At 69.0% G+C, this 20,373-nt stretch carries 19 protein-coding genes; 10 read left to right on the forward strand and 9 right to left on the reverse strand.

Annotated features, from left to right (window positions below; all coding sequences use genetic code 11):
* Positions 1-21: 21 nt before the first annotated feature.
* The gene (locus ACK4JY_RS04980) at positions 22-2,100 is read left to right on the forward strand and encodes a phosphocholine-specific phospholipase C (protein ID WP_409603409.1); all 2,079 of its coding nucleotides are present in this window, start codon (positions 22-24) and stop codon (positions 2,098-2,100) included.
* Positions 2,101-2,135: 35 nt separating this feature from the next.
* On the opposite strand, the gene ACK4JY_RS04985 is transcribed toward ACK4JY_RS04980, so the two are convergent.
* The 4 genes from ACK4JY_RS04985 to ACK4JY_RS05000 all read right to left on the reverse strand — a co-directional run bounded on the left by ACK4JY_RS04985 (position 2,136) and on the right by ACK4JY_RS05000 (position 6,818).
* Positions 2,136-3,002, reverse strand: a complete 867-nt coding sequence (locus tag ACK4JY_RS04985) for a DUF5694 domain-containing protein (protein WP_409603410.1) — start codon at positions 3,000-3,002, stop codon at positions 2,136-2,138.
* Between the two features lie 406 nt (positions 3,003-3,408).
* Positions 3,409-4,569 (reverse strand): glutamine-hydrolyzing carbamoyl-phosphate synthase small subunit, encoded by a 1,161-nt coding sequence (carA, locus tag ACK4JY_RS04990; RefSeq protein ID WP_409603412.1) that lies wholly within the window; start codon positions 4,567-4,569, stop codon positions 3,409-3,411.
* A gap of 117 nt (positions 4,570-4,686) precedes the next feature.
* Complete coding sequence (locus ACK4JY_RS04995; protein WP_409603414.1) at positions 4,687-5,952, reverse strand: amino acid permease; 1,266 nt, start codon at positions 5,950-5,952, stop codon at positions 4,687-4,689.
* Between the two features lie 41 nt (positions 5,953-5,993).
* Positions 5,994-6,818: a hypothetical protein gene (locus tag ACK4JY_RS05000; protein ID WP_409603416.1), complete on the reverse strand. Its 825-nt coding sequence runs from the start codon at positions 6,816-6,818 to the stop codon at positions 5,994-5,996.
* A gap of 148 nt (positions 6,819-6,966) precedes the next feature.
* Between ACK4JY_RS05000 and ACK4JY_RS05005 the strand changes: the two genes are divergently transcribed.
* The 5 genes from ACK4JY_RS05005 to ACK4JY_RS05025 all read left to right on the forward strand — a co-directional run bounded on the left by ACK4JY_RS05005 (position 6,967) and on the right by ACK4JY_RS05025 (position 12,274).
* The gene (locus tag ACK4JY_RS05005) at positions 6,967-7,665 is read left to right on the forward strand and encodes an HAD family hydrolase (protein WP_409603418.1); all 699 of its coding nucleotides are present in this window, start codon (positions 6,967-6,969) and stop codon (positions 7,663-7,665) included.
* Positions 7,666-7,781: 116 nt separating this feature from the next.
* On the forward strand, positions 7,782-8,096 hold the full coding sequence (locus ACK4JY_RS05010; protein ID WP_409603420.1) for a hypothetical protein: 315 nt from the start codon (positions 7,782-7,784) through the stop codon (positions 8,094-8,096).
* A gap of 16 nt (positions 8,097-8,112) precedes the next feature.
* Positions 8,113-11,418 carry a carbamoyl-phosphate synthase large subunit gene (gene carB / locus ACK4JY_RS05015; RefSeq protein ID WP_409603422.1) on the forward strand — a complete coding sequence of 1,102 codons (3,306 nt, stop codon included), beginning with the start codon at positions 8,113-8,115 and terminating at the stop codon, positions 11,416-11,418.
* Positions 11,419-11,589: 171 nt separating this feature from the next.
* Positions 11,590-12,063 carry a hypothetical protein gene (locus ACK4JY_RS05020; RefSeq protein WP_409603424.1) on the forward strand — a complete coding sequence of 158 codons (474 nt, stop codon included), beginning with the start codon at positions 11,590-11,592 and terminating at the stop codon, positions 12,061-12,063.
* Positions 12,064-12,142: 79 nt separating this feature from the next.
* The gene (locus ACK4JY_RS05025; RefSeq protein WP_409603426.1) at positions 12,143-12,274 is read left to right on the forward strand and encodes a hypothetical protein; all 132 of its coding nucleotides are present in this window, start codon (positions 12,143-12,145) and stop codon (positions 12,272-12,274) included.
* 60 nt (positions 12,275-12,334) lie between these two features.
* On the opposite strand, the gene ACK4JY_RS05030 is transcribed toward ACK4JY_RS05025, so the two are convergent.
* Positions 12,335-12,601, reverse strand: a complete 267-nt coding sequence (locus ACK4JY_RS05030) for a hypothetical protein (RefSeq protein WP_409603428.1) — start codon at positions 12,599-12,601, stop codon at positions 12,335-12,337.
* Between the two features lie 221 nt (positions 12,602-12,822).
* On the opposite strand from ACK4JY_RS05030, the gene dnaG reads away from it, so the two are divergent.
* A complete protein-coding gene (dnaG, locus tag ACK4JY_RS05035; RefSeq protein WP_409603429.1) occupies positions 12,823-14,688 on the forward strand; it encodes a DNA primase in 1,866 nt (621 codons plus the stop codon).
* A gap of 67 nt (positions 14,689-14,755) precedes the next feature.
* On the forward strand, positions 14,756-16,711 hold the full coding sequence (gene rpoD, locus ACK4JY_RS05040) for an RNA polymerase sigma factor RpoD (protein ID WP_409603431.1): 1,956 nt from the start codon (positions 14,756-14,758) through the stop codon (positions 16,709-16,711).
* Positions 16,712-16,790: 79 nt separating this feature from the next.
* Here the strand turns inward: rpoD and ACK4JY_RS05045 are convergent, their stop codons facing one another.
* Positions 16,791-17,144: an endonuclease domain-containing protein gene (locus ACK4JY_RS05045; protein WP_409603433.1), complete on the reverse strand. Its 354-nt coding sequence runs from the start codon at positions 17,142-17,144 to the stop codon at positions 16,791-16,793.
* A 150-nt stretch (positions 17,145-17,294) separates the two neighbouring features.
* Between ACK4JY_RS05045 and ACK4JY_RS05050 the strand changes: the two genes are divergently transcribed.
* On the forward strand, positions 17,295-18,038 hold the full coding sequence (locus ACK4JY_RS05050; protein ID WP_409603435.1) for an extensin family protein: 744 nt from the start codon (positions 17,295-17,297) through the stop codon (positions 18,036-18,038).
* A gap of 262 nt (positions 18,039-18,300) precedes the next feature.
* Here the strand turns inward: ACK4JY_RS05050 and ACK4JY_RS05055 are convergent, their stop codons facing one another.
* The 3 genes from ACK4JY_RS05055 to ACK4JY_RS05065 all read right to left on the reverse strand — a co-directional run bounded on the left by ACK4JY_RS05055 (position 18,301) and on the right by ACK4JY_RS05065 (position 19,512).
* The gene (locus tag ACK4JY_RS05055) at positions 18,301-18,510 is read right to left on the reverse strand and encodes a flagellar hook protein FlgE (protein ID WP_409603437.1); all 210 of its coding nucleotides are present in this window, start codon (positions 18,508-18,510) and stop codon (positions 18,301-18,303) included.
* 195 nt (positions 18,511-18,705) lie between these two features.
* On the reverse strand, positions 18,706-19,053 hold the full coding sequence (locus ACK4JY_RS05060) for a DUF1428 domain-containing protein (RefSeq protein ID WP_409603439.1): 348 nt from the start codon (positions 19,051-19,053) through the stop codon (positions 18,706-18,708).
* 108 nt (positions 19,054-19,161) lie between these two features.
* Positions 19,162-19,512, reverse strand: a complete 351-nt coding sequence (locus tag ACK4JY_RS05065; RefSeq protein ID WP_409603440.1) for a DUF1428 domain-containing protein — start codon at positions 19,510-19,512, stop codon at positions 19,162-19,164.
* A gap of 180 nt (positions 19,513-19,692) precedes the next feature.
* On the opposite strand from ACK4JY_RS05065, the gene ACK4JY_RS05070 reads away from it, so the two are divergent.
* Positions 19,693-20,373, forward strand: coding sequence for a winged helix-turn-helix transcriptional regulator (locus ACK4JY_RS05070; protein ID WP_409603442.1), 681 nt, complete (start codon positions 19,693-19,695; stop codon positions 20,371-20,373).

The raw sequence follows: 20,373 nt of genomic DNA on the forward strand, positions 1-20,373 counted from the left end.
TGGTCGGGGGAGGACGACCGCATGACGCTGGACCGCCGTCGCCTGCTGCTCGCCGCCGGCGCCGCCTCGCTGGCGCCGGCCATCGCCCGGGCCATGAGCATCCCCGCCGACGTCCGCACGGGCACCGTGGCCGACGTCGCCCACGTCGTGATCCTGATGCAGGAGAACCGCTCCTTCGACCATTATTTCGGGGCCATGCGCGGCGTGCGCGGCTTCGGCGACTGTTTCCCCATTCCCGTGGCCGACGCCCCCGGCCGGTCGGGCGCCACCGTCTGGGTCCAGGCCAACACCCCGGGCCCGGGGTGGCCTCCGGTCATCGCGCCCTTCCCGCTGAACACCGCGCAGGACTTCCGCCTGATGCGGGTCGAGGGCACGCCGCACAGCTGGCCCGACGCCCAGGCGGCCTGGGACGAGGGGCGGATGGGCGCTTGGCCCGTCGCCAAGACCGAACATTCGATGGGCCATTTCAATGAGACGGACATCCCGTTCCAGTACGCCCTGGCCGAGGCCTTCACCGTCTGCGACGCCTACCATTGCTCGATCCAGACCGGGACCAACTCCAACCGGCTGTTCCTGTGGAGCGGGACCAATGACCCGGGCGGCCAGCTGGGCGGGCCCTCGATCTCCAACTCGCACGACGCGCTCGTCGCCGACGGCGGCCATCCCGACGGCTATCGCTGGACCACCTATCCGGAGCGGCTCCTGCGGGCCGGCGTCAACTGGCGCATCTATCAGGACATGGCCGACAACTTCACCGACAATCCGGTGGCCGGCTTCCAGACCTTCCGCGACAGCCACGCCGGCACGCCCGGCGCCGATCCGCGCCTCGCCGAACTGGGATTGAGCACCCGCGCCCTCGACGGCCTGCGCGAGGACGTCATCGCCGGGGCCCTGCCGCAGGTGTCATGGATCGTCGCCCCGGCCGCGGCCTCGGAACACCCCGGCCCGTCCAGCCCGGCCCAGGGCGCCGACTACACCGCCCGGGTGATCGAGGCCCTGACCGCCGATCCCGCCGTCTGGGCCCGCACCGTCCTGTTCGTCATGTTCGACGAGAACGACGGCTTCTTCGATCACGTGCCGCCGCCCGCGCCGCCGACCCCAGGCCACGGCGCCTCGACGGTCGATACGGAGGGCGAATACCATCTGCGGACGACCGCCAGCGAGGCCACGACCGAACGGCCGGAGTTCGTCGGCCGCCCCTATGGCCTGGGCCCGCGCGTGCCGATGTACGTCGTCTCGCCGTGGAGCCGCGGCGGCTGGGTCAGCTCCGAGGTGTTCGACCACACCTCGGTGATCCGCTTTATCGAGACCCGTTTCGGGGTCATGGAGCCCAATATCTCGCCGTGGCGGCGCGCGGTCTGCGGCGACCTGACCGGGGCGTTCGACTTCCGCACCCCCAACGCCCCCATGCCGCCCCTGCCGCCGACCGGGTCCCTCGCCGCCCGCGCCGCCGCCCTGCCGGGCCGCACCACCCCGGCCACCCCCGCGACGCCGGCCGCGCCGGTCCAGGCGTCTGGCGTCCGACGCTCCCGCGCCCTGCCTTACGCCCTTGAAGTCGGGGAGGCGCGCCGCGACGGCGGCTTGGTCCTGACCCTGCGCAACATCGGACCGGCGGCGGCGGTGTTGCACGTCTATGACCGGCTGCGTCTGGAGCGCCCGCCGCGGCGCTACACCGTCGGCGCCGGCGCCGCGCTCGAGGACCGCTGGGAGGTGGGCGCCTACGACCTGTGGGTGCTGGGCCCGAACGGCTTCCACCGTCATTTCATCGGCCACGCCGGGCGCGACGCTATCCGCCTTGCGGCCGCCGTCGATCCCGGGTCGCGCGAGTTGGGTCTGACCCTGTTCAACAGCGACGAGCTTGCCGTGCCGGTCGAGGCCGCCGCCGACCCCTACCGGCCGGGCGAGACTCCGTGGCGGACGACCGTCGCCCCGGGAGAACACGCGGTGCGGCGCCTGGGCGTCGCCGGGCACGGCTGGTACGACGTCCTCCTGCGCGGACCGGGCGGCTTTCGCAGACGCCTCGCCGGCCGGATCGAGACCGGCGCCGACTCCGTCAGCGATCCGCTGATGGGCGGCCCGGCGGTGATGCGTCAGACCTGACGCCCGACCGGCAGGGCGGGCTCGCCGGTTCAGGATCAACGGACGGCCGGCGCCAGCCAGTCGCCCGGTCGATCGAGGTTGAACGCACAGCTCTCTTCCGCAAACCGATTGAGCAGGAAGGCGTGACCGGCGCCGTAGATAACCAGCACCCGCTCGCCCGGGTCGTCCGCCAGCCGCACCAAGTTGGCGAAGATCTTCAGATTGCGCCCGTGCCAGGCCCCGACCCAGTTGGCGCCCTGATTGACGTCAGGCCCGCCCAGCAGGGCGAAGTCGTAATAGACGCGGTGCATGCCCAGCAGATAATCGGGCGTGTTCATCACCGCCAGCCACTCGGGGATGGGCCGGGACTGGACCAGCTCCGTCAGCTGTTGGCCCCGCGCCGGGCTCCGCAGCGCGGCCATGCGCGCCTGCTCGCCGGCGGCCTCGGCGCCCTCGATCCAGTTGTAATCGGCTTCCTCGCCGGGCGGCATCTCGTTCCAGTCGACGCCATACACCCGCTCGTGCCCGAGTCGGGCCGCCAGCCGGAGCCCGATCTGGTCGATCTCGCTGGCCGTCAGTGCGTAGGTCCCGGCGCGATAGTCGGCGTAGCGGCGGTCCAGGGTCGTCTGATCGGCCGCCTGGATCTCGACCGCGATCCGGGTCGGCCGCCATCGGGCCAGCGCCTCGACCACCGCCTCGATCTCGGCCTGTCGGCCCGGGCTCAGAACGTCATCGACGTCGGTGCGCAGCACATCCCGATTGTTGTTGGCCAGATGCGCCGTGCCCAGAACCATCAGCGCCGGGCGCTGGTCGATGCGCCGTTCGCTGACCAGGGGCGCCGCTTGCGGCGCCGGCGTCTGGGCCACGACAGGCGCGGTGGTCAGCAACGACAGGGCGAGAGCGAACAACAGACGCTGCGACATGAAGGGCTCCGGTGACGGTTTTCGGACCCCTAACTCTCCATCCCCCGCCTGACCCGTTAAGAATTTTTCAGGCGGGGTCCGCGCGGCCGCCAAGGCCTCTGAACCCTGCCAACCCGTACCCTGTCATCCCGACACTTCCGGCCACTTTCCGGTCTTCCCGCACGTCTTTGCGGGCGCTCTAGAAGCAGCTTCCCTGCGCCTGCGTCCGCTTTTGACGCACGGCTGTGCTTCCATGCCCAAAGCCCCACGGGGCCTGGTCTTTCACAGCATGAATGCCCCGCCGGCGCCGCCGCTAGGCCCGGTTCCGCTCCGCGACGCATATGCATCTGTTCAGACGCATTCGGCGCGATGCATTTTTTGAATGCGCACCCTGTCATTCCGTACCCCTCGCGGGGGCGCGACGGCCTCAATCCTTCATCGAATCCGCGAAACGCTGGAACAGATACAGGCTGTCGGCGGGGCCCGGCGAGGCTTCCGGGTGGTGCTGCACGCTGAACACCGGCCGGTCCTTCAGGGCGATGCCGCAGTTGGTGCCGTCGAACAGGCTGACGTGAGTCTCGACCACCGCGTCCGGAAGGCTGTCGCGATCGACGGTGAAGCCGTGGTTCATCGACACGATCTCGACCTTGCCGGTGGTCAGGTCCTTGACCGGGTGGTTGGCCCCGTGGTGGCCCTGATCCATCTTGACCGTCTTCGCCCCCAGCGCCAGCGCCAGCATCTGGTGGCCGAGGCAGATGCCGAAGACCGGCTTGCCGCTGTCGACCAGCTTGCGGATTTCCGGCACGGCATAGACGCCGGTCGCGGCCGGGTCACCCGGACCGTTGGACAGCACCACCCCGTCCGGATTGCGCGCCAGAATGGCCTCGGCGGTGGTGTCGGCCGGCACGACGGTGATCCTGGCTCCGGTCGAGGCCAGGGCCCGCAGGATGTTGCGTTTGACGCCGTAGTCGACGACCACCACCGACCGGTCCGACGCATCGACGCGCGGATGGCCTTCCGGCCACTCCCACAGACCCTCGTTCCAGTCGAACGACTGCAGAGTCGAGGCATCCTTCGCCAGATCCAGCCCGACCAGACCGGTCCAGGCCTTCGCCTGGGCTGTCAGCGCCTCGAGGTCGAAACGACCGTTGGGATCGTGGGCGATCACCGCGTGCGGCGCGCCCATCTCGCGAATGCGCGCGGTCAGGGCCCGGGTGTCGACGCCGGCCAGGCCGACGACGCCGCGCCGCTTCATCCAGCCGTCGAAATCGCTGTCGCTGCGCCAGTTGGCCGGATCGCTCGGCAGGTCGCGGAAGATGGCGCCCCGCGCCGAGGTGTCCGCCCCGCCGCCGATCTGCTCCACGTCGTCGACATTGACCCCGGTGTTGCCGACGTGTGGAAAGGTGAAGGCGAGGATCTGGCTCATGTAGGACGGGTCGGTCAGGATCTCCTGATAGCCGGTCATCGCCGTATTGAAGACGACCTCGCCAAGCGCCGAGCCGGTCGCGCCGCAACCAAGGCCCTGCAGGACGGTTCCGTCGGCCAGCGCGAGCACGCCGGTGACGCCGGGAAGAAGCTGGGTGGTCATGGCAGGCTCCCTAACACCGAATCCCGGCGAGCAAACGGCGCGGTGGTTAGGCGTCGCCTGCTGCCGGGTCAACCGGCGCCGTGGAGCGGCGCATTACCGCGAACCATATGACGCTCGTCAGGACGAAGAATCCGACTGAGGGGACGACATAGCCGGGCGCCGCGAAGGCCACGGCCGCCGCAGCAAGGCCAGACCCGCCACGGCGATGATCTGCGCCCGCGACCGCCGCGCCAGCCGGAACAGCGACACCGAACAGACGCCGTACACGGTCAGCGTCAGAACCGAGACGACGCCGACCAGCAGGCCGAACTGCTCGCCGAGGGTGGGCTGACCCGACAGCACGGTGACCACGCTCATGATGGCCGCGCCCAGCAGCGGATTGGCCACCGGCGTCCGGTCTCCGGCGCCGAAGCCCGACGGCAGATAGCCCTGCCGGGCCGCCGCCCGGGCCGTCTCTCCGCCCATCATCACCCAGCCGCCGACCGTGCCGATCGTCTTGATGATGGCGCAGACGGCGACGAGGCCGGCGATCGACCCGCCGAACACGCGCTGCGCCAGATCGGCGTAGGGGCTCGAGGACGCGGCGATCTCGGCCAGCGGGATGACCCCGAACACCGAAACGGTCGCGGCGACATAGACCGCGGTCGCCAGCCCCACCCCGGCGATCGAGGCGCGTCCGACATCCCGCGCCGGATTCCGCACCCGGTGGGACAGGGCGGCGGCGCTCTCGACGCCCAGATAGGCCCAGAAGATGATGGCCAGCGATGCGGGCACGGTCTCGAACAGCGGCGCCCCCGACGGGCTCCACGACGCGGCGAACAGGGCCGGATCGAAGGCTCGCGCCCCGGCCACCATGGCGATGACGATCGGGATCAGCCCGACCACCAGGGCCGCGGCCGCCAGCCAGGACGCCGTCCTCGCCCCGATGATATAGGCGCCGGTCGCGATCCAGATGATCGCCAGATTGCAGAAGGTCGCCGCGATCGGGTCCTTCAGGATCGGCCAGAAGAAGCCGAGATAGCCGGTCGCCGCAACGGCGACGGCGACATTGCCGATCAGGCAGGCCGACCAGAAGGCCAGCGAGACGTTGAAGCCGGCGAACCGGCCCAGCCCGCTCTCGGCGAACCCGGCCAGCCCGTCCGCCTCCGGCCGCAGCCGTCCCAGCGCACCGAACACAAGCGCGAGCGTCGCCGCCCCCACCGCCGCCACCAGCCAGCCGATCAGCGCCGAACCACCGGTCGGCGCGAGGCTGACCGGCAACAGATACAGGCCGGATCCGATCATGTTGCCGGCGACGACCAGCGCCGCCAGCCCCCAGCCGAGCTTGTGTCCGTCAGTCAGCGCCGGCTCCGCCAGAGGCATGGGACGAGAGGTGTTGGTCATGGCCGACCAAGGCCTTCCTCTCGCCGTCGCGTCAACCGTCCTCAGACGATGACGGGGTTCATGCCCGCGAATACCGCGTGCGTCGCTCCGGCCGCCTGGGCCGCCAGACCCCGATCAGGGGGCAGGTTCAGCAGCATGAGCTGCGGGCAGGCCTGGCGGGCGGCTCCGATCAGCTGCGCCGCCGCCTGCCAGTCGCGAGCGCTTTCATGCTCGACGCCCGCGAAGTCGATGGCCAGGCATTGGGCCCGCACCTGCGCCAGCCGCCGCGCCGCGCCGGCGTCTGGCGCGATATGCAGGATCATCCCCAGCGATCCGGTCTCGAAATGCTGGATCGCTTCCTGGATGGCGTCGGCGGGCGCCTGCTCCAGCCCGCCCATGACCTCGACCAGAAGGGCTCCGGGCGCCGACTCGTGCTGCATCTCCGCGCACAGCAGGTCAAACCGTCCGCCGCTGGACGCCACGGTGCGCCAGAAGGCCGGCAGCACCCCGCTGTCGTCGGTTCCCAACCGCAGCAGGTCGAGCCCGTTCCTGAGCGTCTGGGTGTCGATGCTGATCAGGTCCGCCGCCTCCAGCGTGCGCCGACCGAGGCCGATCAGGGCGCTCTCGCCGCCGCGATGCCGAACGCTCCTGCGGATGCGCCGAGCGACCGGCGTGGACCGGGCCAGATCAAACACCGGCTGCGCCGCCAGGGTCACGATCAGTTCGCGCCGTGCGCGGGTCAGCAGGGTAAAGGTCAGGCTCTCGTAGGGGGCAGCGTAGGACCGCCGCTCGCCGATCCGGGCGATCGCTTCCCTGAGGCCGTCGTCGGCCGTGTCATGGCCCAGCGGGCCTCCGAAGGCTGCTGGATAAACCGGGTCGTTCCTCATGACCGCTCACTCCAGCCGGTCGAAAGAAAGCCCCCCGCAAGCACGCAGCGCCTCAAGGTGAAAACACATCGCTTACGAACGTGGTCAAAGGCCGTTGACCATCGCCGGACTGCGGGAGAGGAGGGGAGGCCAGCAACCGGATTCGCCCATGACCATCACCACGGTCGGCCTCGATGCCGACGACACCCTGTGGCACAACGAGACCGTCTTCCGGCTGACCCAGGCGCGCTTTCTCGATCTGCTGACGGATCACGACAACGCCCTGATCGAGGCGCGGCTGGCGGAAGTCGAACGGCGCAATCTGCGGCTCTACGGCTATGGGGTGAAGGGCTTCACCCTGTCGATGATCGAGACGGCGATGGAGATGTGCGATGGCGAGCCGCCCGCCGGCGCCATTCGCGAAATCCTCGCTGCGGGCCGCGAGATGCTGGCGCATCCGGTCGAGACCCTGCCCGGCGTCGACGAGGCCCTGGCGCGGCTGTCGGAGCGCTACCGGCTGGTGCTGATCACCAAGGGCGATCTGTTGGACCAGGAACGCAAGCTGGCGGCCTCGGGCCTCGGCGATCTGTTCGCCGCTGTGGAGATCGTCTCGGAGAAAGACCGCACCACCTACGACAGGGTGTTCGCCCGTCACGGTACGGGCCCTGCCGAGGCGGTGATGGCGGGAAACTCGATGAAGTCCGACGTCCTTCCAGCGCTGGAAGCCGGAGCCTACGCCGTGCACATTCCGTATGTTGTCACCTGGGCGCATGAACTGGCGGATGCGCCGGAAGCCCACCCGCGCTATGGCGCGCTCGACAGCATCGCCGCTCTGCCGGACTGGATCGACGGGCGGTCGGACGGATAAGCGCTTGCTCCGCCGTCGCCCCGTCTTTAGACGGGCCGCTTAACCGACAACCAAAGCGCCTGGCGCCGGCTCTAGGGCCCGCGCCGGGCTCGCGCGCGCGAGGAGAACAGCCCGCCTTGACCCATGACGACGTCCCTCACGAAGAGCGCGACGCCATGGTTCGGGCGTCTCTCGCGGCGCATGGCGACAGCGGCGTCACGCCGCGGCACACCCTGTTCTACTTCTATGGGGCGGGGGATCACGATGATCTGGCCGAGGTCGCCAAACGGGCCGGCTTCCTGACGCGGGGGCAGGACGACTGCACGATCCTCGAGACGACGATGGCGGTGGACGAGGGGTCGTTCGGCCCGGTGTCCTCCATGATGCAATCCTGGGCCGCGGCCTTCCAGCTGGACTACGACGGCTGGGAGTGTGCGGTCGTGACGAACTGAAAGTTCTGTAAAAACAATGCCTAAGCGCACAGACATCCAATCTGTACTGATCATCGGGGCGGGGCCCATCGTGATCGGACAGGCGTGCGAATTCGACTATTCCGGCGTCCAGGCGTGCAAGGCGCTGAAGGCCGAGGGATATAGGGTCATCCTGGTCAATTCCAATCCGGCCACGATCATGACCGACCCGGAGGTGGCCGACGCCACCTATATCGAGCCGATCACGCCGGAGTTCGTCGAGCGCATCATCGCCAGGGAGCGGCCCGACGCCCTGCTGCCGACCATGGGCGGCCAGACGGCGCTGAACACGGCCCTGGCGCTGGACGCCTCGGGCGCGCTGAAGAAATGGGGCGTGGAGATGATCGGCGCGAAAGCCGACGTCATCGACAAGGCCGAGGACCGCCAGAAATTCCGCGACGCCATGGACAAGCTGGGGCTGGAAAGCCCGCGTTCCAAGGCCATCCACCACATCGACGAGGCCGAGGACGCCCTCGCCTTCGTCGGCCTGCCCGCCATCGTCCGCCCGTCGTTCACGCTGGCCGGCACGGGCGGCGGCATCGCCTACAATGTCGAGGAATACCGCGAGATCGTCGAACGCGGCCTGGACCTGTCGCCGACCACCGAGGTGCTGGTCGAGGAAAGCGTCCTCGGCTGGAAGGAGTATGAGATGGAGGTGGTCCGCGACAAGGCGGACAACTGCATCATCATCTGCTCGATCGAGAACATCGACCCGATGGGGGTGCACACCGGCGACTCCATCACCGTCGCCCCCGCCCTGACTCTGACCGACAAAGAGTACCAGCGGATGCGCACGGGCTCGATCAACGTCCTGCGCGAGATCGGCGTCGAGACCGGCGGATCGAACGTGCAATGGGCGATCAATCCCGCCGACGGCCGGATGGTGGTGATCGAGATGAACCCGCGCGTGTCGCGTTCGTCGGCGCTGGCGTCCAAGGCCACCGGCTTCCCGATCGCCAAGGTCGCGGCGCGTCTGGCCGTCGGCTACACGCTGGACGAACTGACCAACGACATCACCATGGTCACGCCGGCCTCGTTCGAGCCCAGCATCGACTATGTCGTCACCAAGATCCCGCGCTTCGCCTTCGAGAAATACCCCGGCGCCGAGGCGACCCTGTCGACCTCGATGAAGTCGGTGGGCGAGGTCATGGCCATCGGGCGGACCTTCCAGGAGTCGATGCAGAAGGCCCTGCGGGGGCTGGAGACCGGCCTGACCGGCTTCAACGAGATCGACATCGACGGCGTCGTCGACGTCGAGGACGAGGCCTCGGCCCGCGCCGCCGTGGTGCGGGCGCTGGGCCAGCCAACGCCGGACCGGATTCTCGTCATCGCCCAGGCCTTCCGCCACGGCCTGTCGGTCGAGGAGGTCAACGCCGCCTGCTCGTACGAGCCGTGGTTCCTGCGCCAGATCGCCGACATCGTGCGCACCGAGGGCCACATCCGCGTTACCGGTCTGCCGACCGAGCCCACCGACTTCCGCAAGCTGAAGGCCAAGGGCTTCTCCGACGCCCGCCTCGCCCAGCTGACCGGCACGACCGAGGCCGCCGTGCGCAAGGCCCGCCGCGGCCTGAATGTGCGCCCCGTGTTCAAACGCATCGACACCTGCGCCGCCGAGTTCGCCTCGGCCACGGCCTATATGTATTCGACCTATGAGACCGGCGCCCTCGGCCAGGTTCCGCAGTGCGAATCCAATCCGACCGATCGCAAGAAGGCCATCATCCTCGGCGGCGGTCCGAACCGGATCGGGCAAGGGATCGAGTTCGATTACTGCTGCTGCCACGCGGCCTTCGCCTTCGCCGACATCGGCGTCGAGTCGATCATGGTCAACTGCAACCCCGAGACCGTCTCGACCGACTATGACACCTCCGACCGGCTGTATTTCGAGCCGCTGACGGCCGAGGACGTGCTGGAGCTGATCGATGTCGAACGCTCGAACGGAAACCTGATCGGCGTGGTCGTCCAGTTCGGCGGCCAGACGCCGCTGAAGCTGGCCCATGCGCTGCAGGAGGACGGCGTGCCGATCCTGGGCACCAGCGTCGACTCCATCGACCTGGCCGAGGATCGCGAGCGGTTCCAGGTCATGCTGCACGACATCGGCCTGATGCAGCCGCCCAACGGCCTGGCCCGCAGCGCCGAGGAAGCCGCGCAGAAGGCGGAAGAGGTCGGCTATCCGGTCGTGCTGCGCCCCTCCTACGTGCTGGGCGGACGCGGCATGATGATCGTCCACGACCGCGAACAGCTGGACCGCTATGTCGGCGAAGCCATGCGGGTGTCGGGCGACGACCCCGTGCTGATCGACCACTATCTGAACCGCGCCACCGAGGTCGACGTCGACGCCCTGTGCGACGACGAGACGGTGTTCGTCGCCGGCGTGCTGGAACACATCGAGGAGGCCGGGGTGCACTCGGGCGACAGCGCCTGTTCGATGCCGCCCTATTCCCTGTCGGCCGAGACGGTGGCCGAGCTGAAGCGCCAGACCGAGGCCATGGCCCGGGCGCTGAAGGTGCGCGGCCTGATGAACGTCCAGTTCGCCATCGAGGAGCCGCACAGCGAAAACCCGCGCATCTTCGTGCTGGAGGTCAATCCGCGCGCCAGCCGCACGGCGCCGTTCGTGGCCAAGACCATCGGCCAGCCGATCGCCGCCATCGCCGCCAAGGTCATGGCCGGCGTGCCGCTAAAGTCGTTCGGCCTGGCCGACAAACCCTATGACCATATCGCGGTGAAAGAGGCGGTCTTCCCGTTCGCCCGCTTCGCCGGGGTCGACACCATCCTCGGCCCCGAAATGCGCTCGACCGGCGAGGTCATGGGTCTGGACTGGAAGCGCGAGGGCGAGGCCGACATGGCCCCCGCCTTCGCCCGGGCCTTCGCCAAGAGCCAGATCGGCGGCGGCACCATCCTGCCGGTCGCCGGCTGCGCCTTCGTCTCGGTCAAGGAGGACGACAAGCCGTTCATCGTCGAGGCGGTGAAGACGCTGATCGCCGAGGGCTTTTCGATCATCGCCACGGCGGGGACGCACAGCTATCTGACCGAGCGTGGCTATGAGGTCGGGCTGGTCAAGAAGGTGCTGGAAGGCCGGCCGCACATCGTCGACGCGATGAAGAACGGCGACGTCCAGCTGGTCTTCAACACGACGGAGGGCAAGCAGTCGCTGCAGGACAGCTTCAGCCTGCGTCGGACGGCGCTGATGATGAAGATCCCCTATTACACTACGGCGGCGGGGGCGCTGGCGGCGTCCCAGGCGATCGGGGCGATCAAGGCCGGCGATCTGGATGTGCGACCGATCCAGGACTATGCGCACGGCTGACCAGCCGGGGACGATTTCGACCATACGGCGGCCGCAAACACGGGCGCAGTCTGGTTAGATCGGCCATGAAGAATTGTGCGGCGACTGAGGTTGCAGAACCCTCTCCCGGCGGGAGGGGGCAAACAGGAGCCTACGTCCGTTTTTGACGTAACGGCGTGCGACCGTTGTGGAATGGAGCACTATCGTCTGCGCAAATATCGCGGGCCGGAGACCTGGGCGCAGGTTCGCAAGGCCTATGTCGCCGGGGAGTCCGCCCCGTCGGTCGCCCGCCGCTTTGATGTCGGCCTGTCCAATCTGCGCCGTCGGGCCATGGCCGAAGGCTGGACCCGCGCCCGGATCGCCGAACGGCTGGACCTGAAGCCGGTCCGGGGCGGCGCAGACGATCCGGGCGCAGGGCTCACGCCGCTCGCGGAGCCCGCGGACATCTCCGACCTGTCCGAACTGGATCCGGAACTGGCGCTCGGACTCGCCCTGCACCGCGCCACATGGCTGGTCGGCAACGGCCGCGCGGGCGAGGCGCGCGCGCTGGCCCAGGCGGTGGAGGCGTTGGTGCGAATGTGGGACGCCGCTGCCCAGCGCGAGTGGCGACGGGCGTCCCACGCGGACGACCGGGCCAGGCGCGATCAAGCCCCACCGGTCGCCTGATCGATTCGTAACGGGTCATGCGGGAGCCGGGAGGCTAAGCCTCAGCTGAAGCTCAACTGGAGCCTGGTGCGGCTGGCGGATGACCCCGGCAAGCGGGTGCTGGCCATCCACGGCGCCGGCCACGCCTTACCTGCTGAACCTGTTCGCCGAGGAGAGCGGGGCGTTCAACCTCGAGCGGCCGGGCGGCTGGCTGGGAGCGTCCATTCGCTAGAGTGGGCGCAAGCCGGCGGCCCCCGGTCGACGGCGGGAGTCGCCTCCGCCGGGCCGATCGTCAGGGCAGGGGCGCGAAGCTCTTTTCCTCGCGCAGGGCGCTGGCCTTGCGGATGGCGACCGGCGCGGCGTTGAGCCAGTAGTCGGCGTCAGCCATCCGGTTGCTGCGCAGCCGCTCCTGGCCGCGCTGGCGACGGAGGGCGGCGTTCTCGAGCAGGCGGGCGTGCAGGGCGCGTGGCGACAGGTCGGCGATGGCGGGGGAGCCGGGGACGGCGACAGCGTCGGGACCGTGGGGCTCCACCGCCGGGCGGGCGATGGCGATGAACATCAGAAGCGGTCTTTCCTCGACCCGCGTGGCGCTTCTGGCCGGCGGCGTCAGACTCCGTCGAGCTTCGCGACGGCGACATGGTTAATCCACAGGCCTGTGGACTGTTCCGTTGTCGGAAAAAAATATGCGCACAATCAGGCGGTTATGCGCGCAATCCGGCCATTGTGGTTAACAGGGGGTAAATGCCCCCGCTGGAGTGAGTCGCACGCTATAAGACGGCGGTGCGCTTCGATGATCGCTTCCTTGAAGAACTGAAGGCCCGCCTTCGGCCGTCCGACATCATCGGGCGGACGGTGAAGCTCAAGCGGCAGGGCCGCGAATATGTCGGCCTGTCGCCCTTCACCAAGGAGAAGTCGCCGTCCTTCTTCGTCAATGACGACAAGGGCTTCTTCCACGACTTCTCGTCCGGCAAGCATGGCGACGTCATCTCCTTCCTGCAGGAGACCGAGCGGCTGTCGTTCGTCGAGGCGGTGCAGCGGCTGGCCGGGGAGGCGGGCATGGCCCTGCCGGCCGAGGACCCGCAGGCGGCCGAGCGCGAGGCGAAGAAGCAGGGTCTGACCGACTGGATGGACCTGGCGCAGAAATGGTACGCGGCCAATCTGCGCCGCTCGCCGGGCAAGGCGGTCCGCGAATATCTGGAGAAGCGCGGCCTGCCCGAGGATCAGTGGGAGCGGTTCGGCCTCGGCTATGCGCCCAACGACCGCGAGGGGCTGAAGACCGCCCTGGTCCAGCGCGGCGCCAAGCCGGGCGATCTGGTCGAGGCGGGCATGCTGATCGCGCCCGAGGGCGGCGGGACGCCCTATGACCGGTTCCGCGACCGGTTGATGTTCCCCATCCTCGACGCGCGCGGGCGGATCGTTTCGTTCGGCGGGCGGGCGATGAACCCCGACGACCGCGCCAAATATCTGAACGGGCCGGAGAGCCCGCTCTTCCATAAGGGGGCGACCCTGTACGGCCTGCCGGAGGCGCGGCGCATTCTCGGCGCCGAGAGCCGCGACAGTCAGGCCATCATCGTGGTCGAGGGCTATATGGATGTGATCGCCTGTCAGCGGGCGGGCCTGCCGGCCGTGGCGCCGATGGGCACGGCCCTGACGGAAGAACAGATGGAGCGCCTGTGGCGAGTGTCGTCCGAGCCGGTGCTGTGTTTCGACGGCGATGCGGCGGGGCGCCGGGCGGCCTATCGCGCCATCGACCGGGCCCTGCCGCAGCTGAAGTCCGGCCGGTCGTTCCGCTTCGCCCTGCTGGAGGCGGGGCAGGACCCGGACGACATCCTGCGCGACAAGGGGGCGCCGGCGCTGCGCCAGGCGCTGGCGGCGACGCGGACCTTCGCCGAGGTGCTGTTCCAGAAGGAGGCCGAGGCCGAGCCGCTGGATACGCCGGAACGGCGGGCGGGGCTGAAGGGGCGGCTGCGCCAGGCGGCCTCGGCGGTGCAGGACAAGGATCTGGCGGAGCAATATCGGCGCGAACTGTTCGACCGGTTCGACGCCCTGTTTCCGGTCCGGCGCGCGCCGTCCGCCTCACCGGCGACGGGGGCGGGCGGCCGCTGGCGGCCCGGGCCGCCGCCGAAACTGGGTCAGACCGCCGAGGGGGCCGAGGCGATGCAGTCGCTGTCGCGCTCAATCGAGCCGGTGGCCGCCGCGCTGGCCCACGGGGCCGTCGACGACCCCGAACGGATGGACGACCATCTGGAGGCGATCGCCGCGCACGGCTTCGGAGATCCGGCTCTCGATGGTCTTGCTCAGGAGATGGTCCGCCTGCGCTTCTCGGGGCAAGACCTTGACTCGGCGGCCCTGCGACGCCATCTGGCGCAATCGGGTCATGGCGTCTTGATGCACGAGGTCGAGAAGGCGGCGGCAAAGTCCGGCGCGCCCTTCCTGGCCATAGACAAGCCCCTCGGCGAGGCGCGGATCCGATGGTCGCAGGCGTTCGACGCGCTAACCCGCGTGGCGGCGCTGGAGGATGCCCTGACTTCGGCGCGTGGCGTGCCGGGGCAGGACGAGGCGTTTCGCCGGCTCAAGGCCGAGCGTGACGTCCTGCGTCGCGCGATCAAAACCGGTGAGATTTGGGAAGACAGCGCGGGATCGTAACCAACGACCCCGCCACACGTTGTATTGGCGGACGGCCTGATCAGCCCTCCACCTGGAGATAGACTGAATGAGTGCGCAGACCGAGACGCAGGAAGCCGAAGTTCAGAGCGACGGCCCGCTGCTCGACCTCACCGACGCCGGCGTCAAGAAATTCATCAAACAGGCCAAGGCGCGCGGCTATGTGACGATGGAGGACCTGAACAAGGTGCTGCCGTCCGAGGAGGTCACGCCGGACGCGATCGAGGACACGCTGGCGATGCTGTCCGAGATGGGGGTCAACGTCGTCGAGGCCGAGGAGGACGCGACCGAGGGCCAGAGCACCGAGGTCGCCGCCGCCGCCGAAACCTCGGTCGCCGAAGCCCCGGCCAAGGCCGCCTACGACCGCACCGACGACCCGGTGCGGATGTATCTGCGCGAGATGGGCAGCGTCGAGCTGCTGAGCCGCGAGGGCGAGATCGCCATCGCCAAGCGCATTGAGGCCGGCCGCGACGCGATGATCTCGGGGCTGTGCGAGAGCGCCCTGACGTTCGAGGCCATCATGGTGTGGCGCGACGAACTGGCCAACAACCGCATCCTGCTGCGCGAGGTCATCGACCTCGACGCCACCTATGGCGTGCTGAACCCCTCGTCCCTGCCGCACAACCAGCCGCAGCAGCCGGTCCCGGGCTCGCCCGAGGCCAAGGAGGCCGCGATCTCTCAGGAGGCGGATGCGGACAAGGAGGACGACGAGGAGGACGAGGACTTCGACGATGGCGGCGGGATGTCGATCTCGGCGCTGGAGGCGGAGCTGCGCGATGGCGTCATGGAGGTGCTGGACGCGATCGCCGGCGACTTCGGCGGCTTCCGCAAGCTGCAGGACAAGCTGGTCGAGGCGCGTCTGAAGGGCGAGACCCTGACGGCCAAGGACCAGAAGGCCTATGACACGCTGACGGCGACCATCTCGGGCCGCCTGAAGACGATGAAGCTGAACAATAACCGCATCGAGGCCCTGGTCGAGCAGCTGTATGCGATCAACAAGCGGCTGATGGGGCTGGAAGGCCGGCTGCTGCGCCTCGCCGACAGCTACGGCATCTCGCGTCCGGAGTTCCTCAAGGCCTATTTCGGCCGCGAGCTGGACCCCAACTGGGCCGACAACGTCAAGGAGATGGGCGTCCGCTGGACCAAGTTCAGCGACAATGAACAGGCCCAGATCGCCCAGATCCGCGGCGACGTCGCCGCCGTGGCGACCGAGGCCGGCCTGCCGATCGACGACTACCGCCGCATCGTCCAGACGGTGCAGAAGGGCGAGCGCGAGGCGCGTCAGGCCAAGAAGGAAATGGTCGAGGCCAACCTGCGCCTGGTCATCTCGATCGCGAAAAAGTACACGAACCGCGGCCTGCAGTTCCTGGACCTGATCCAGGAGGGCAACATCGGCCTGATGAAGGCGGTCGACAAGTTCGAGTACCGCCGCGGCTACAAATTCTCGACCTACGCCACCTGGTGGATCCGTCAGGCGATCACCCGCTCGATCGCCGACCAGGCGCGGACCATCCGCATCCCGGTGCACATGATCGAGACGATCAACAAGATCGTCCGCACCAGCCGCCAGATGCTGCACGAGATCGGCCGCGAGCCGACCCCGGAAGAACTGGCCGAAAAGCTGGCCATGCCGCTGGAGAAGGTGCGCAAGGTGCTGAAGATCGCCAAGGAGCCGATCAGCCTCGAGACGCCCATCGGCGACGAGGAAGACTCGCACCTCGGCGACTTCATCGAGGACAAGAACGCCATCCTGCCGATCGACGCGGCGATCCAGTCGAACCTGCGCGAGACCACCACCCGCGTGCTGGCGTCGCTGACGCCGCGCGAGGAGCGGGTGCTTCGCATGCGTTTCGGCATCGGCATGAACACCGACCACACCCTCGAAGAGGTCGGGCAGCAGTTCTCGGTGACGCGCGAGCGGATCCGGCAGATCGAGGCCAAGGCGTTGCGGAAGCTCAAGCATCCGTCGCGGTCGCGGAAGCTGCGGTCGTTCCTGGACAGCTGAGGTCAGGGATCAGATCAGGGTCGCTTCCGGAAGGAGGCTCCCTTTTTTCTGCATCCTTCTCCCCTCGTGGGAGAAGGTGTCAGGCGAAGCCTGACGGATGAGGGGGTGGTCGGTCCGCGTGGCGGCGGACGGCGTCGAACACGATAGTGGGGTTGGTCAGGACAGCCTCGTTGCCGAATCTCAGAACCGTGAAGCCCCGCTGCTGCAAATTGGCGTCGCGTAGCCGGTCCTGCTCCTCGCGCAGATGGTGAATGCCGCCGTCCAGCTCGATCACCAGCTTGAGCTCGTAGCAGCAGAAGTCCGCGATCCACGGCCCGATCCGGGTTTGTCGGCGAAATTTCAGGCCTTCGAGACGCCGATCCCGCAGGAGCTTCCACATCGCCATTTCCGCGAAGGTCATCTTGGCCCGGAGGCGTCGCGTCTGGTCCGCCATACCCCTCATCCGTCTCGCTTCGCGAGACACCTTCTCCCACAAGGGGAGAAGGGTAAACTTTGGCGGCGCGCGACGTGTGTAACGGAATGGGCGGAATGTTGGGCACAGTCCGGGATTCTCCGCCGCCGCAAATCACCGTAGCGTCCATGCATGCGCCCCGCCCTTCGCCTCCTGGCCGCCGCCGCCGCCACGACCCTGCTGCTGGCCGGGTGCAGCCGGCTGCTGGCCGAGCGGCCGGCGGCCGCCGGCTGGCCGGCCGCTCCGTCGCGCAACGAGGCCCCGCTGGTCGGGGCCCTGATCGACCGGCCGATCGACGCCGCCACGCGGGCGGCTGTGATCCGCGAAAGCGCGGCGCTGCAGCAATGCATGGCCCAGCTGACCGCCGCGCGCGTAACCTTCCGGCCGACGCCGGATCGCGCGACGACGCCGACCTGCGGTCTGAGCGGCGGCGGCGTGCTGGGCCCCGACATGGGGACGGTGGCGCGCATGGCGCCAGGCGACGTCGAGATGACCTGCCGCACCGCCCTGGCCCTGAGCCTGTGGCGGCGGCAGTCGCTGGAGCCGGCGGCGCGCGAGATCCTCGGCTCGGACGTGGTCCAGATCGACCACATGGGCGCCTACGCCTGCCGCAACATCAACAACGGCGGCGTCAGCAACCGCGTCAGCGCCCACGCCCAGGCGGCGGCGCTGGACTTCGCCGGGGTGCGGCTGCGCGACGGCCGGCGCATCACGGTGAAGGCGGACTGGGCCGGGGATGCGCCGGAGGCGCGCTTCCTGCGCCGCATCCGCGACGACGCCTGCCGCATCTTCGGCACGACGCTGAGCCCGGACTACAACGCCGTCCACGCCGACCACCTGCATCTGGAGGCGACGGAGACGCGGTTCTGCCGGTAGGGCGGCGGTGATTCCGGGCCGGCCTGTCCCGCCGGTTTTGTCCCCGTCGCGCGGACAGCGAGCTGCGGCCGCCGCGGCCGCCGGACAGCCCGGACGGGCGGATGCAGACGCAGCACGGTCTGCGAGGAGCGGGGAGGATTGGGGGAAGGAGGTGTAGGGGGGCTTTGCGCCAGCAACGGACGTCGTAACAGCCCGAAAGCGGGACGGTCGCCGAGCCCACGGCGCATGGTCCGCTTGGGATCGCCTTCGACTATGGGTCGCGTCAGGCCAGAATGTCGAGCAGGGCGCCGGTCATGTCGTCGGCGGTCTTCAACACCGAGACGTTGGCCTTGACGGCCAGTTCGGCGCCGATCCGTTCGGCCGCCTCCCCAGCGAGGTCGGCGAGCGGCTCGACCGCGGTGCGGCGGGCGCTGGCCTCGAAACGGGCCGTGGCCGTGGCGAGGCCGGCGGCGGCAATGGCGTGGGCTTGCATCGGCGTCTCCCGGATGGACGCCGCAGGATGGGGGTGAAGACTGAAGGCGGCGGCAACGAAACTGGTGAACGGAGGCCGCCAACCGGTGAGTGTCTTCCAGTGGGCGTCGACCGTCGTCGGCACTAGTCGGCGACGGCCAGGATCTGGCGGCGATCCGGCCACTGCCGGGACCAGGGCCGCCGGTCCGCCCAGGGGTCAGTTTTCGGCGACGACCTCGAAGCCCGCGAAGATCATCCGCTTGCCGTCGAACGGCATGTCGAGGGCCATCATCCGCTCGTCCTGCATCAACGCTTCCCACGCCGTGTCGCGGACGGCCTTGTCGGGCCAGGTGATCCAGCCGACGGCGACGGTCTCGCCATCCTGCAGGGCCACGGCCCGTTTAAAGTCGGTGACCTTGCCGTCGGGGATGTCCTCGCCCCAACATTCAGTGACGGCGACGGCGCCCAGCTCCTTGAAGAAGGGCGTGGTCTGGCGCGAGTGTTCCAGATAAGCGGCCTTGTTGGCCGTGGGGACGGGCATTACCGTGATGTCGAGGAAGGGCATGGTTTGCTGACGCTCCGCTTTCTTGATGGGGGTTAGCGCTGGCGACGCGGTCGCTCGCCGCCTGGGCCCCGGCTTGTGGGTGAGGATGGCAGGGGGCTGAGCCCGGGTTCAGGCATCGACCATGGCGACGAAGCTGCCGAGGACCATGCGTTTGCCGTCGAAGGGCGCTTCGGTGATGCCGCTCAGGTCCGGATGCTCCATGAAGGTCTTCATGCCGGCGTCGCGGGTCGCCTTGTCGGGCCATTCAACCCAGGAGAAGACCGTATTCTCGCCGTCGACGGCGTTCACGGCGCGTTTGAAATCGGTCACCTTGCCGTCGGGCAGGTCGTCGCCCCAGGCCTCGACCACGCGCAGGGCGCCGCAGTCCTTGAAGATGACGGCGGTCTTTTCGGCCATGGCGCGGTAGGCGTCCTTTTGCGCCGCCGCCACCGGCACCAGATATCCGTCGATGTAGCTCATCTCGCTCGCTCCGCTTGGGGGCTATCGCTCGGGACGCGGTCCCTCGCTGCTTGAGCCCGTCTTGAGGGGGGCTAAACGCTCGGGACGCGGTCCCTCGCTGCTTGAGCCCGGGTGGGTCGGTGCGCGGGACGGCCCCGCGCGGCTTGAGAGTCATGCCGCGATCAGTTAGATATAGCAAGTATGAAGTTAGAAAAAATAACCAACATCCATGGGCGCCGCTATGAGGACGCCTGCGGCACGGCGCTGGGGCTGGAGATCCTCGGCGAGCGCTGGGCCCTGCTGGTGGTGCGCGAGCTGATGCTGGGGCCGAAGCGGTTCGGCGATCTGAGGAGCAGCCTGCCCGGGCTGAGCGCCAATGTGCTGACGCAGCGGCTGGAAGGGCTGGAGACGGCAGGGGTGGTGGTGCGGCGCAAGCTGGCGCCGCCGGCCTCGGTGCAGGTCTATGAGCTGACGCCGTGGGGACTGGAGGCCGAGCCGATCATCCAGACCATGGGGCGGTGGGCGGCGCGTTCGCCGGACCATGACGCCACCCTGCCGCTGAGCCCGGTCGGGCTGATGCTGTCGTTCCGGACCATGTTCGACGCCGGCAAGGCGGGGGCGGCGCGGACGGCGCTGGGCTTCCGCTTCGGGGCAGAGAGCTTCGTCGTGCGGGTGGCGGACGGGATGCTGCACGCGGCTCGGGCGGAGCCCGAGGGGGTCGAGGCGGTGGTGACGGGGACGCCGGAGGCGGTGGCGGCGGCGGTCTATGGCCCGGCGCCGGAAGCGCTGACGGGGCTGACGGTCGCGGGTGATCCGGCGGCGTTCGTGCGCTTCACCGGCTGGTTCGAACTGCCGCCCAAGGCGGAGCGACGGGCCGCCTGA

It is taken from the genome of Brevundimonas sp. (assembly GCF_046295595.1).
Taxonomy (GTDB): Bacteria; Pseudomonadota; Alphaproteobacteria; order Caulobacterales; family Caulobacteraceae; genus Brevundimonas.